The organism is Parvibaculum sp. (genome assembly GCF_040882025.1).
Taxonomy (GTDB): Bacteria; Pseudomonadota; Alphaproteobacteria; order Parvibaculales; family Parvibaculaceae; genus Parvibaculum.
In genome coordinates this window covers 1-12766 of the sequence record NZ_JBBECC010000178.1, presented here as the reverse complement: position 1 = coordinate 12766, position 12766 = coordinate 1, and the positions used below count along the sequence as shown (strand labels likewise).

The window sequence follows — 12766 nt, the reverse complement described above, 5'->3', positions numbered from 1 at the left end:
CGCGCTCGAGGTGCTGGTGCGCGCCTGCCACAAGGCGCCGCCCGAAGAGCCGCCGCAAACCTCCGCCTATGTAGAGGTCCGTCAGGTCGATACAGCCACCGGCGAAGTGCAGCCGCACGCCATATTCAAGGGCTGGATGTTTGCCGAGAGCCCCGGTCTCAATGCGCTCGAGCATCCGGTCTACGACATCTGGGTAACCGACTGCAGGAATTCGAGCGGCGCGGCCCCTTCAGGAAGCGAATAGAAATCGGCACGCGTCGCCGTCGCCTCGAAGAGCCGCGCGCGATAGGCGTCGCGTGAAATCTCGATAGCGCCGAACTGTTTCAGATGCTCGGTGACGAATTGCGTGTCGAGCAGGCGGTAGCCGCCGGCAATCAGACGCGCGACAAGATGCACCAGCGCGACCTTGCTCGCATCGGTCTCGCGGCTGAACATGCTTTCGCCGAAGAACGCGGCGCCGATCGACACACCGTAAAGCCCGCCGACAAGCTCACCCGCGCGCCAGCTTTCGACAGAATGTGCGTTGCCCCGCGCATGCAGTTCGCAATAGAGCGATACGATGCGATCGTTGATCCACGTACCGTCGCGATCCGGTGCGGAATCGGCACAACCCAGCATCACCTCGCGGAAAGCGGTATCGATCCGGACGTCGAAAACGCCTGAGCGGACGCGCCGCCGCAGCCGTTTGGGAATGTGAAAACCGTCAAGCGGCAGGATGCCGCGCTTCTCCGGATCGATCCAGTAGAGATGCGGATCGCTGCGCGACTCCGCCATCGGAAAGACGCCATAAGTATAGGCGCGCAACAGAACATCGGCGTCTATGTCGCTCATGGCCATCCGTCCGCGTCATCTCCGGCGCGAGCGCGAGGCTCGCCGGCGTCAGGAGTGCTTCTTGAGGAAATCTTCAAGCCAGTGGATATGGTATTCGCCATTCATGAAGTCGGGCTCGTTGACCAGATCCTGAAACAGCGGAATCGTCGTCTTGATGCCGTCGATCACGAATTCATGCAGCGTCCGCCTCAGGCGCATCAGACACTCATTGCGGTTGCGTCCATGCACGACAAGTTTGCCGATCAGGCTGTCGTAATAGGGCGGAATCCGGTAGCCCGAATAGGCCGCGCTGTCGACACGCACACCGAGCCCCCCCGGCGTATGGAAGTCCTTGATCGTGCCGGGCGAGGGCGTGAAGGTTCTCGGATCCTCGGCATTGATACGACATTCGATGGCATGGCCTGAGAAGGTGACATCCTTTTGCGTGAAGCTCATTTCGAGCCCGGCCGCGATGCGGATCTGCTCGCGCACGATATCGATACCGGTGACCGCCTCGGTGATCGGATGTTCGACCTGGAGGCGCGTATTCATTTCGATGAAGTAGAACTCGCCGTCCTCGTAGAGAAATTCGATCGTACCGACACCGAGATAACCGAGTTTGGCGATGGCGTTGCGGACGATCTCACCGATTTTCTCGCGTTGCGTGTCGTTGAGGGCAGGCGAGGGACATTCCTCGAGCACCTTCTGGTGCCGGCGCTGCAGCGAGCAATCGCGCTCGCCGAGATGCGCCACATTGCCATGCGCATCGGCGATGATCTGCATCTCGATGTGACGCGGCTGTCCGAGATACTTCTCCATATAAAGAGAATCGTCGCCAAAGGCGGCCTTCGCCTCCGAACGTGCCATCGACAAGGCGCCGGACATCTCCTCGCGTGAGCGCGCCACCTTCATGCCGCGGCCGCCGCCGCCCGCCGCCGCCTTGACGAGAACCGGATAGCCCGTCTCCTCGGCAACCTTGTAGGCCTGCTCGTCGGTCGTGATCGCGCCGTCCGAGCCCGGCACGCAAGGGATACCGAGCGACTTCGCCGTGATCTTCGCCTGAATCTTGTCGCCCATCAGGCGGATATGGTCGCCGCTCGGCCCGATAAAGGTGATGCCATGCGCGGCCAGGATGTCGGCGAACTTCGCATTCTCCGACAGGAAGCCGTAGCCCGGATGCACGGCGTCGGCGCCCGTGATTTCACAGGCTGAAATGATCGCCGGAATGTTGAGGTAGCTCTCGCTGGCCGCCGGCGGGCCGATGCAGACGCTTTCATTGGCAAGCCGCACATGCATTGCGTCGGCATCGGCCGTCGAATGCACGGCGACCGTTTTGATGCCCATTTCGCGGCAGGCGCGATGGATGCGCAGCGCGATCTCGCCGCGGTTTGCGATGAGGACCTTTTCGAACATGGCGCTGGTCCGGCCCCCGCCTATTCGATCACGAGAAGCGGCTCGCCGAACTCGACCGGCTGGCCATCTTCCACGAGGATCGCGGTCACCTTGCCCGCGCGCGGCGCGGGAATATGGTTCATGGTTTTCATCGCCTCGATGATCAGCACCGTCTGGCCTTCCTTGACGGTCGCGCCGATGCTGATGAAGGGCGTGGCGCCGGGTTCGGCCGCCAGATAGGCCGTGCCGACCATCGGTGAGGCGACGGCGCCGGGATGCGACGCGGCATCGGCGGGCGCGGGTGCCGCGGGAGCGGCCGACGCCGGCGCGGCGGGCGCGGTGAAATGCGCCGCTACCTGGTTCACCTGCCGCGACACGCGCAGCTTCAGATTGTCCGTCTCGATCTCGATTTCGCTGAGCTCGGTCTCCTTGAGGAGAGCGGCCAGTTGCCGGATCAATTCCTGATCGACGCCCGTTTTGCTCATCTCGCTCTTTTTGCTTCCGTTTTTGCCGGTGGGGCGGGGTGCTGCCACGTCGCTGGTTCCTCGGTCGAATTACAGAATTACAGTCTGGACTTGATCGCTTCGAGCGCCAGCGCATAACCGATGGTGCCGAGCCCGCAGATGACGCCGGTTGCGACCGGCGAGATCGTCGAATGATGCCGGAAGCTTTCGCGCTTGTAGACATTGGAGATGTGGACTTCGACGACCGGAATGTCGAGCGTCGCCAGCGCATCGTGAATGGCGATGGAGGTGTGCGAATAGGCGCCGGCATTGAGGATCACGGCGCAGGCTTTGGTCCGCGCCTCCTGGATCCAGTCCACAAGCTCGCCCTCATGGTTCGACTGCCGGCAATCGACGGCGAGCCCCAGCGTCTTCGCCTTGGCCTTTACCTGTTTCTCGATTTCGGCCAGCGTCGTCGAGCCATAGATTTCCGGCTCCCGCTGGCCGAGCAGGTTGAGGTTCGGCCCGTTGAGAACGAACACCGGCTTCGAGGCCTTGCTGGAGCTTGATTTTGCCATGCGGGTCGATGCGGGCTTTCTGGCGGCTTCCTGTGGCGCGTCGCGGGAGAGGCGGTTTTCCGTAACCCCGGGGGTACGAGGTTCAGGCTCTAGGGCCGCAAATAGGCGAAATTGTGGTCCCCGCCGCGACCTCTAACGTCCCCGAATCGCGGCGTCTCTTTATACGCAATGCGCGGGGCCTGTAAAAGGCTTGGGCTTCCATTGGGGGAGGGTGGAAGCGCGCCTTGAAGTCGGCTCCCCGCTCACCCATTATCCGGGCGAACGGCAAAGGCGTTAACGACGGCATGAAACTGACGGTGAACGGCGAATTGCGGGAAGTCGAAGGCCCGCTGACGGTGCTCGGCCTGATCGGCAAACTGGGCCTGCCCGCCGCCAAGATCGCCGTCGAGCGCAACCTCGAAATCGTCCCGCGCTCGGCCTATGGCGAAGTGGCGCTGAAGGACGGCGACCGCCTGGAGATCGTCAATTTCGTCGGCGGCGGCTGAACCCCGCCTTGAAGGAGTGAGCAAAGTGACCGAAGCGGCCAAGCGCATCGAAACGCCGGAGACAGGCGACGACCCCTTCATCGTCGCCGGACGCAGGCTGAAGTCGCGCCTGATTGTCGGCACCGGCAAGTATAAAGACCTCGCCGAGAACGCCGCGGCGGTGGAAGCCGCCGGCGCCGAAATCGTCACCGTCGCCGTGCGCCGCGTCAACGTCACCAATCCGGACGAGCCGATGCTGGTCGACTACATCGACCCGAAGAAAGTGATCTACCTGCCCAACACCGCCGGCTGCTTCACCGCCGAGGATGCCGTGCGCACGCTGCGCCTCGCGCGCGAGGCCGGCGGCTGGAACCTCGTCAAGCTCGAAGTGCTGGGCGACAGGAAGACGCTCTATCCCGACATGATCGAAACGCTGCGCGCCGCCGAAGCGCTGCTGAAAGACGGCTTCGAGGTGATGGTCTATTGCACCGACGATCCGATCATGGCGAAGAAACTGGAAGAGATGGGCTGCTGCGCGATCATGCCGCTCGCCGCGCCGATAGGCTCCGGCCTCGGCATCCAGAACCCGATCAACATCCGCCTGATCGTCGAACAGTCGAAAGTCCCGGTGCTGGTCGATGCCGGCGTCGGTACGGCGTCCGACGCCGCCGTCGCGATGGAACTCGGCTGCGACGGCGTGCTGATGAATACAGCGATTGCCGAAGCGAAAGACCCGATCAGGATGGCGCGGGCGATGAAGCTGGCGGTGGAGGCGGGCAGGCTCGCTTATCTGGCCGGACGGATGCCGAAGAAACTTTATGCCGATCCGAGTTCGCCGATGGGCGGGCTGATTTAGTCGTCGTTCTCTCCACGTCATTGCGAGCGAAGCGAAGAAATCCAGAAGCCGCGAGCGCTGCGCCTGCCGCTTCTGGGTTGCTTCGTCGGCCTTCGGCCTCCTCGCAATGACGGGCCGGGTTGAATCAAATACTCACCGCCTGCTCCCGCACCACACCCCCAACCCTCACCCCGCTCCATCTCCCGCGCCACCACACCACGCAGATCGCCGCCGTTTCGAGCGCCGTCAGCACCAGCCGCATCAGGAATATGCCCGCAAGGCCCTGTTCCCAGGCGATGCCGACCAGCCAGGCGAGCGGCAGCGACAATCCCCACTGAAAGCCGAACGGAACGAGCGTCGCGACGCGCGTTGCGCCGGCGCCGCGAAGCGCGAAGCCGAGGACGCGGCCGAAGGCGTCGATGCACATGGCGGCGGCGACGAGGCGCAGCGGGTCGGCGGCCACCGCGACGGTTGTCTCGCTCTCGACAAAAAGCCGCAACACCGTTTCCGGCGCGACGAGGAAGGCGAGGCTGACCGGCGCCACGAGCAGCGCGCCGGCCGCGCCCGCCTCCCAGCCCCAGCGGGCGGCATCGTCGGCGCGGCCCGCGCCGAGTGACGCGCCGACCAGCGTGGCCGCCGCGATGCCGACGCCGGTCGCCGGCAGGATCGAAAACAGGATCAGCGCCCCGACGACATTTGCCGACGCCACCTCGCGCGTACCGAGAAGCGCGATGATCGCCAGAAAGATCAGTGTGCCGACATAGAGCAGGGCCTGTTGCGCGCTAACGGGCGAGCCGATGCGGAGGGTCGCAGCCATGCCCGGCCATGACGGCGGGGCGCTGAAGACGTGCCGGTCGCCCGGCTGTAGGCGTGAAACGAAAACATGTGTGAGCGTGGCGGCAAGCGCGCCGAGCGTCATGCCGAGCCCGGCGCCCGTGGCTTCGAGGCGCGGCAGGCCGAGCGCCCCGAAGATCAGCAGGTAGCTCGTGAGGATGCTGACCGGAAGCTGCACGAGGATGGCGAGGAAGGAAAATTTCGGCCGTGCGGTGCCGTTCCAATAGGCGCTGAAGGCGATGTTGATGCCGAAAAACAAAAGCGCCGCCGCCGCCGCCTTTGCATATTGCGTCGCCGCCGCGATGACGGCGCTGTCGTCGACGGCATGGGCGAGCGCGGCGGGCGCGACGAAATAAGTCACAGCCGCAAGCAGCACGCCCGCGGCAACGCCGAGCGTCAAGCCGTCGGCAAGCGCGGCCCGCGCCCCCGCCATGTCGCCGGCGCCGCTGCGCCGCGCGGCGATCGCCTGAACGCCGGTATCGAGACCGAACAGCAGCGCCAGGAAGACCGCGAACAAGGCGTTGCCGATGCCGACGCCGGCCAGCGCCGCATCGCCGAGCCGCCCGGCCATCGCCAGCGTGGCGACGATCATCGCGTTCTGGCACAGGAAGACCAGCACAAGCGGCCATGACAGACGGAAGATCGTTCCGGTCCGGCTCATGCCGTCCGCCGCGCCGGAAACTGCCGCCAGCCATCCGCCGGAATGTTGCAGGCGAGCTTCACGCCGCCGCAGGGCTCGCACCAGCCGGTGACGCCGCAGGCCCACGGATCGGCCTCGTAGAGAATGCCGGCTGCGTCGTGAGGGGCGTTGCTGCGCGCCCGCAAGCCGGTGCGGAAATCCTGCGGCAGCACGGCGAAGAACGACGCCTCGATTGCCGACCGTCCGCCGCCGATGCGCACCTCCAGGCAAAGCGCCTCCGTTCCGCCGCTGCCGTCCCCGGCGCAAGGCCCGAGCGGCACCAGCGCCGCCCGCACCACGATCGCTTCCCGAAAATCCATTTTCATCGTCGCCTCCCGCTCACGCACCCGTCATGCACCCACGACACGCATCCATGACTAGCGGGAAGAGTGATTTTCTGATAATGAAATAAGATAATGAATGATATAGATAATAATAATATCAGAAGGCTGGACGGCGGTACGCTGCTCGTCTTCCGCGAATTGCTGCTCCGCCGTCGCGCCACCGAAGTGGCGCTCAGGCTCGGCCTCAGCCAGTCGGCCGTCAGCCACGCGCTGGCGCGGCTTCGCGACCTCTTCGGCGATCCGCTGTTCGTGCGCAAGTCGCACGGGCTGGAGCCGACGCAGCGCGCCATCGAACTCGGCCCCCGCGTCGAAGCGCTGATCGAACTGGCTGGCGCCGTCCTCTCGCCGGAAGGCGCCTTCGATCCGTCGCTCAGCACGCGCCGCTTCAATGTCGCCGCGCCCGACTACATCACCTCGTTGATTGGCGGAAAGCTGGCCGAGGCATTCCGGGCGCAGGCGCCGCGCGCGGCTTTCGTCAGCCGCCGGCTGCTGGTGGACATGGCGGTCGGTGCTGTGCGTCGGGGAGAGATCGACATTGCGATCGGACAGTTCACGTCCTTGCCGCCGCATGTGGAAGCAACGACCCTCTACGAAGACAGCTATTGCGTCGTCGCTCGCAAGAAACATCCGCGCGTCAAGGGCAGCGTCGACCTGAAGACCTATGCCGAAATCGGTCATGTCTTCGTCGGCAATCCGGCGCGCGGCACCGTCGATGAAACCGCCTACGACCGCGAACAGCTCGAAGGTGCGTACGGGACGCTGCCCGATCCGCAGCTTGTCGCGACGCGCGCCTATGTCTCGCAATGGGAGACGGCGATGCTGATGGTGTCGATGTCCGATGCGCTGGCCGATTGCCCGCGCCGCTTCGCCGATGTCTTTGCCGGCCGTCTCGGCTTGCAGGTTCTCGATCCGCCCTACGAGACGATGAAGTTTCGTGTGCAGGCCGTCCGCCGCTCCGGCGTCACCGATTTCGGTGTCGACTGGCTGCTGCGCGAGATCGGGAACGCGGTTGGGGCGTGAACCGCGTCAGCGCACCGCCCGCGCGGCCTCGTCCCGCCTTACCGGAACAGCACCACCGGCACCTTGCACGAACGGATCATTTCGGTCGTGGTCGAACCGATGATCAGGCTGCGGATGCGTGAGTGGCCATAGGCGCCCATCACGACGAGGCCGATCTGCTGGGCTGCCACATGCTCCGCGATGGCGGTTTCGGGCGCCATGTCCGCGACAAAGGCTTTCACGTCATATCCCGCCGCAGTGAGTGGGACGCAGGCGTCGTCGAGCTTGCGGCGAAGTTCCGGCGTGCTCGCGCCGGCCATGAGCAAATGACACTCGAGCCCCTGAAAGAGCGGGCTGCGCGCAATATGATCGACGGCTTTCATGCTGCTTGCGCCGCCGTCATAGGCGATTAGAAAGCGCTCGATCGGCCGGAACGCGCGCGCGGTGACGAACACCGGCCTGTGGCTTGAGCGCACGATGCGCTCGATATTCGAGCCGAGATGCAGCCTGGCGAAATCTGCCGCTTCGCCGCGTTTGCCGATCACCAGCATATCGGCGGTCGCCTCGCTTTCGGCGACCGTTTCAACAATGTCGCCGATCCTGAGCCGCGTCGTGACATTGTCGATGCCCGCTTCGGCTATTACAGCCTTTGCGTCATCAAGAATAGCGCGCCCGCGTTGCTGTTGCAGCTTTGCGCGCTGTTCGTCGAGCGCGCTCAGTTCCGCCAGCAGGGCACTACGGGCACCGAGTGCGATGCTGCCGCTGAGATCGGACGCTTCCGCGCCCTCGCGCCGTCCGAGCACATGCAGCACCTCGATAGCCGCGCCCGTCCGCGCCGCGATCCATGCGGCGTGCGCACAGACGCTGTGCGAATATATCGATCCATCGACAAGCGCGATAATCTTGGATGTCATTCCGCTGTCCCTCAATGTCCCATCAGCTTTTCGAGTGCGCCGGGCCTGTCGTGGATCGCCAGCCGGTCGACGATGGTCTCGCTCGCATCGTTCAGTCCGATGATCTCGACCGTTGCGCCATCGCGGCGAAATTTCAGAACCGCCATGTCGAGCGCCGCAACACTCGAAATATCCCAGATATGCGCGCGGCTGACATCGATGACGACTTTCTCCAGCGCCTCCTTGAAATCGAACGAGGCGAGGAAATTGTCGGCGGAGGCGAAGAAAATCTGTCCTTCGACAACATAGGTTCTTTCGCGGCCGTCTTCTGAAACGATGGATGTAACGCGGAATATCTGTGCGATTTTCCAGGCGAAGAAGAGGCCGGAAAGCAGCACACCCACCAGAACGCCGATGGCCAGATTGTGGGTGACGACGACGGTGACGACGGTCGCCAGCATCACGGCGGACGAGCTGCGCGGGTGATCGCGCAGATTCCTGATCGACGACCAGCTGAACGTACCGACCGAGACCATGATCATGATGGCGACGAGCGCCGCCATCGGTATCTGTTTCACCCAGTCGCCCAGCACCACGATCATGAACAGCAGGAAGATGCCGGCGCAGAAGCTCGACAGCCGTCCGCGGCCGCCCGACTTCACGTTGATGATCGACTGGCCGATCATCGCGCAGCCCGCCATGCCGCCGATGAACCCGGTCGCCGTATTGGCGATCCCCTGGCCGATGCATTCCTGGTTCTTGTTGCTGGGCGTGTCGGTCAGATCGTCGACGATGCTGGCGGTCATCAGTGATTCGAGCAGGCCCACGGCGGCCACGGCGGCCGAATAGGGCAGAATGATCATCAGCGTTTCGAGGTTCAGCGGGATCTGCGGAATGAGAAAGACGGGCAGGGTGGAGGGGAGTTCGCCCATGTGGCCGACAGTGCGGATGTCGAGCCCGAAATAGATGGCGATGCCGGTCAGCGCGACGATGCAGACCAGCGGCGAGGGAATGGACTTTGTCAGCATCGGGAAGAGATAGATGATGCCAAGCCCGGCAGCGAGCATCACATAGGTCAGCCACGGCACGCCGATCAGCTCGGGTATCTGCGCAATGAAGATCAGGATGGCCAGCGCATTGACGAACCCGGTCATCACCGAGCGCGACACGAAGCGCATGACATATCCGAGTTTCAGCAGGCCGGCGGCAATCTGCATCAGCCCGGCAAGCACGGTGGCGGCGAGCAGATATTCGAGCCCGTGATCCTTGACCAGCGTCACCATCAGAACGGCCGTGGCCGCGGTCGCGGCGGAGATCATACCAGGCCGCCCGCCGGTAATCGCGACGATGACGGCGATCGAGAACGAGGCGTAGAGCCCGACTTTGGGATCGACGCCGGCAATGATCGAGAAGGCGATGGCTTCGGGTATGAGGGCCAGCGCGACAACAAGACCGGCGAGGACATCGCCACGAATATTGCCGAACCACTGTTGGCGATACGCAGTTACTGAGATCATGGAAATCCGCAAAATGAACAAATCTGCGCGCGATCCGTGGGATCGGCGTCGATGGAGGGATCGGAGGTTGGTTGAATTGTCCGGCGGATCGGCGGCCGGAGGAGCCACCCGGATTTACGCCGGGTCCAGTCGAGTGCGCGTACTTAGACTGAATCTATGCTGCGGCGCAACATCAAAGCGTCGGGGAGGACCGTGCGTCGCGAAAAGCCCTCTACCGCACCGCCCGCGCTTCCGCCACCACCCGCGTCAGCCGTTCCTTGTCGACCGCGCCGGGCAGCATCTCGCCGCCGATAACGAAAGCCGGCGTGCCTTCGATGCCGAGCGCCTCGGCGAGCGCGTAATGGCGGCTGAAGGCATCCATCAGCATCGGGTCGGCCATGTCTTTCTCGAGCTTCGGCCCGTCGAGACCGGCCTTGGCGGCAATCTCCATCAGCGCTTTTTCGGTCAGATGTCCTTCGTGCTCGAAAAGCGCCCGGTGCATTTCGAAATAGCGGCCTTGCTTGCGTGCGGCAAGCGCCGCTTTGGCGGCCTCCAGCGCGCGCGGACCGAGAATGGGAAATTCTTTCAGGACCAGGCGGATGTTGCCGTCCGCATCGACGAAGTCGATCAGCGGCTCGAAGCTGCGTTTGCAGTGGCCGCAGGTGTAGTCGAAGAACTCGACGATGGTGACGTCACCTTTCGGATTGCCGTAAACGAAGTCGTCGGGATCCTCGAATATCGCCTTGCGCCGTGCTTCGATGGCAGCGCGCGTTTCGGCTTGTGCGGCCGCCTGGTGCTTTTTCTCCAGCGTCTGCAGCGCTTCCAGCACCAGCTCCGGATGCTTCAACAGATAGTCGCGAACGATTTCCTCGATGGCCTCGCGGTCGGCCGGGTCGAAGCGCGCCGTATCGTCGGCCGCCGCCGCCGGTGCGTGAAAGGCAATGAAAAGCGGAAACAGCAAGGCGGCAAGCGCAAGGCGGGGCAGGGAACGGAAACGCGGCATCGGTTTCTTTCGTGAAAAATTGTGATGTGAGAAATTTACGCCGTCTGTCAGCCGCGCCCCTCGGGCGGGGTCTGCATGGCAAGGTCTTGTGCCTGCAGCCATTCGGGCGAACCCTGGCGCAGGTTCTTCTGCGCCCGCGTCGCGTGCATCTTTGCCTCCTTCACGTGGCCGAGCGCATTGTAATATTGCGCCGTCGCGAGTTCCGCCATGCCGATGTCGTTAAGGCGGCCATAGGCGATGGAGAGCTGGTAGAAGCCGAAAGGCTGCGCCGCGCCGCGCGTGCCGGTCAGGAGGTGCGGGATGGCGGCGCGCGCGTTTTCCTCGCCGTCGCGCCCGAGCAATGCCCGCCCGAGCCCGAGGTGCAGTTGCGCATCCTCCGGCTTGAGGTCCACCGACTGGCGGTAGGAGGTCACCGCCTCCTCGATCTTGCCGCTCTCGAACAGGATTTGCCCCTTCACTTCGTGGATATAGGGATTTTTCGGGTCGCTCGCGAGCAGCGGATCGATCTCGGTCAACGCTTCGGTCAACGCCCCCGTACGGTGATAGGCGACCGAGCGTGCATAACGCGCATAGTCGCTTTTGTCGGACGGGGGGTAGCGATTGAACGTCACGTTCGGCTCGTCGAGAAAACCATAGAGCTTCGCCTGCACCATCTTGAAGCGATGAACTTCCTCGGGCGGCATCGCGCGGTCGAAATAGGGCGAGGCCTTCACCCGCTCCTCGAGGGCATTGAACCGCGCCGCCGACATCGGATGCGAGCGCGCAAAAGGATCCTGCCGTTCTTCCGACAGCATTTCCTGGTCGCGCATGCTGGAGAAGAGGTCCAGCATGCCCTTGGCGGATATGCCGGCCCGCTGCAGATAGCCGGCGCCCGCCTGGTCGGCGCTCGCTTCCTGTTCGCGCGTATAGGCGAAGAAACCGCGTGTCGCGAGATGTTGCCCGCCGAGGATCAGTGCCATGCCGGCATCGCCCTGTCCGGCCGCGATGGCGCCGATACCCAGGATCATCGAGGCGATCATCGGCGCCTGCAACTGGTCGATATGCTCGCGCCGCTGCACCAGATGCCCGCCCGCCATGTGGCCGATTTCGTGAGCCATCACGCCGATCAGCTCGTCCGGTGTCTCGACGATGGTGATGAGGCCGGTATTGTAGAACATCTGCTGGCCCTCGGCGACGAAGGCGTTCAGCCGGCGGTCATTGACCAGATGGATTTTCACAACCGATGGATCGAGCCCGGCGACTTTCAGGATCGGATTGGCGTATTCCTGAAGCATGGCTTCGGTTTCGGCGTCGCTGACGATCGAAACACCCTGCGCGGTCGCAGCGCCCATGCCGGCAAAGGTCAGCGCGGCGCACAGTGCCAACGCGCCGGCCACACGGCCATGCATTTGCCTGCCGAACATCCGGCTGAATTTCATCGGGCAATCTTTCATACGCGTCACTGACGTTTCCTGCGGCCCTGCGAACCGTCTGTTGTTGGCGGTTTTCCCGGCGCGTTGACGATACCGCCCCGACGAGACTAAACGGTAGGGGCGGGTGCGCAAGCCGTCAATCCGGCCCCGCCGATCACGAACGATCACAATATAAACGGCAAAAACGGCGGATTCCGTCGGCAATCGGAAACAAGAGGAAACAGGGTGAATGGGGCGGAACTGTGAACTTTCGATCGGAATCCGGCGCCGGATCGGACAACTGGCCGGCCTTGCGATGGCGGCTTTGCTGGTGGCGTGCGGGCAGGAAGGTCCGCGCGAGCCTGCAGGCGTGAGAGCCGTCGGCCACGGCGTCGAAACCCGTACCGAGCGTCAGGCGCGTCTGACCGAAAAGGACAATGACCGCGGCGATACCACCTTCGGCGCGGCGGTTGCAGACGAGCCTGCGGCCGTGCTGGTCGCGCGTCAGATTCTCGAACAGGGCGGCAATGCCGCGGATGCGGCGACGGCGCTCTACTTCGCCCTGTCGGTGACATATCCGGCCGCTGCCGGGCTGGGCGGCGGCG

The 12766-nt window shown here is 63.9% G+C and carries 15 protein-coding genes and 1 other annotated feature; of the genes, 5 read left to right on the top strand and 10 right to left on the bottom strand.

Annotated elements, in window-relative coordinates; genetic code table 11:
- The coding region (locus WEB61_RS12885; protein WP_368064738.1) for a DUF2155 domain-containing protein at positions 1-244 on the top strand (244 nt) is incomplete at its 5' end.
- Here the strand turns inward: WEB61_RS12885 and aat are convergent.
- The 4 genes from aat to aroQ form a co-directional block, all read right to left on the bottom strand.
- Complete coding sequence (aat, locus tag WEB61_RS12880; RefSeq protein WP_368064737.1) at positions 181-837, bottom strand: leucyl/phenylalanyl-tRNA--protein transferase; 657 nt, start codon at positions 835-837, stop codon at positions 181-183. The two genes, WEB61_RS12885 and aat, sit on opposite strands and share 64 nt — an antisense overlap.
- Positions 838-879: 42 nt before the next feature.
- Positions 880-2223, bottom strand: a complete 1344-nt coding sequence (gene accC / locus WEB61_RS12875) for an acetyl-CoA carboxylase biotin carboxylase subunit (protein WP_368064736.1) — start codon at positions 2221-2223, stop codon at positions 880-882.
- Positions 2224-2243: 20 nt separating this feature from the next.
- Positions 2244-2687 (bottom strand): acetyl-CoA carboxylase biotin carboxyl carrier protein, encoded by a 444-nt coding sequence (accB, locus tag WEB61_RS12870; RefSeq protein WP_368064735.1) that lies wholly within the window; start codon positions 2685-2687, stop codon positions 2244-2246.
- Positions 2688-2764: 77 nt separating this feature from the next.
- Positions 2765-3223, bottom strand: coding sequence for a type II 3-dehydroquinate dehydratase (aroQ, locus tag WEB61_RS12865; RefSeq protein WP_368064734.1), 459 nt, complete (start codon positions 3221-3223; stop codon positions 2765-2767).
- Between the two features lie 224 nt (positions 3224-3447).
- Between aroQ and thiS the strand changes: the two genes are divergently transcribed.
- Positions 3448-3708, top strand: coding sequence for a sulfur carrier protein ThiS (gene thiS, locus WEB61_RS12860; RefSeq protein WP_368064733.1), 261 nt, complete (start codon positions 3448-3450; stop codon positions 3706-3708).
- 46 nt (positions 3709-3754) lie between these two features.
- Positions 3755-4543, top strand: a complete 789-nt coding sequence (locus WEB61_RS12855) for a thiazole synthase (RefSeq protein ID WP_368064740.1) — start codon at positions 3755-3757, stop codon at positions 4541-4543.
- A gap of 124 nt (positions 4544-4667) precedes the next feature.
- Here the strand turns inward: WEB61_RS12855 and WEB61_RS12850 are convergent, their stop codons facing one another.
- Positions 4668-6017 (bottom strand): MATE family efflux transporter, encoded by a 1350-nt coding sequence (locus WEB61_RS12850; RefSeq protein ID WP_368064732.1) that lies wholly within the window; start codon positions 6015-6017, stop codon positions 4668-4670.
- The gene (locus WEB61_RS12845) at positions 6014-6361 is read right to left on the bottom strand and encodes a hypothetical protein (protein WP_368064731.1); all 348 of its coding nucleotides are present in this window, start codon (positions 6359-6361) and stop codon (positions 6014-6016) included. The genes WEB61_RS12850 and WEB61_RS12845 overlap by 4 nt, the downstream gene beginning before the upstream one ends.
- A gap of 90 nt (positions 6362-6451) precedes the next feature.
- Between WEB61_RS12845 and WEB61_RS12840 the strand changes: the two genes are divergently transcribed.
- Entirely contained in the window at positions 6452-7399 is a 948-nt protein-coding gene (locus WEB61_RS12840) for a LysR substrate-binding domain-containing protein (protein ID WP_368064730.1), read from the top strand.
- A gap of 38 nt (positions 7400-7437) precedes the next feature.
- Here the strand turns inward: WEB61_RS12840 and WEB61_RS12835 are convergent, their stop codons facing one another.
- The 4 genes from WEB61_RS12835 to WEB61_RS12820 all read right to left on the bottom strand — a co-directional run bounded on the left by WEB61_RS12835 (position 7438) and on the right by WEB61_RS12820 (position 12203).
- Positions 7438-8292: a universal stress protein gene (locus WEB61_RS12835; protein ID WP_368064729.1), complete on the bottom strand. Its 855-nt coding sequence runs from the start codon at positions 8290-8292 to the stop codon at positions 7438-7440.
- 11 nt (positions 8293-8303) lie between these two features.
- Positions 8304-9788 carry a SulP family inorganic anion transporter gene (locus WEB61_RS12830; protein WP_368064728.1) on the bottom strand — a complete coding sequence of 495 codons (1485 nt, stop codon included), beginning with the start codon at positions 9786-9788 and terminating at the stop codon, positions 8304-8306.
- 74 nt (positions 9789-9862) lie between these two features.
- Positions 9863-9918: a sequence feature (sul1 is cis-regulatory element that is thought to sense ions involved in sulfur or methionine metabolism; They are found in Alphaproteobacteria), on the bottom strand.
- Positions 9919-9999: 81 nt separating this feature from the next.
- Positions 10000-10770 carry a DsbA family protein gene (locus WEB61_RS12825; RefSeq protein WP_368064727.1) on the bottom strand — a complete coding sequence of 257 codons (771 nt, stop codon included), beginning with the start codon at positions 10768-10770 and terminating at the stop codon, positions 10000-10002.
- Between the two features lie 47 nt (positions 10771-10817).
- On the bottom strand, positions 10818-12203 hold the full coding sequence (locus WEB61_RS12820) for a M48 family metalloprotease (protein ID WP_368064739.1): 1386 nt from the start codon (positions 12201-12203) through the stop codon (positions 10818-10820).
- 208 nt (positions 12204-12411) lie between these two features.
- Between WEB61_RS12820 and WEB61_RS12815 the strand changes: the two genes are divergently transcribed.
- Positions 12412-12766: gamma-glutamyltransferase (locus WEB61_RS12815; protein WP_368064726.1), on the top strand; the 355-nt coding region annotated here is incomplete at its 3' end.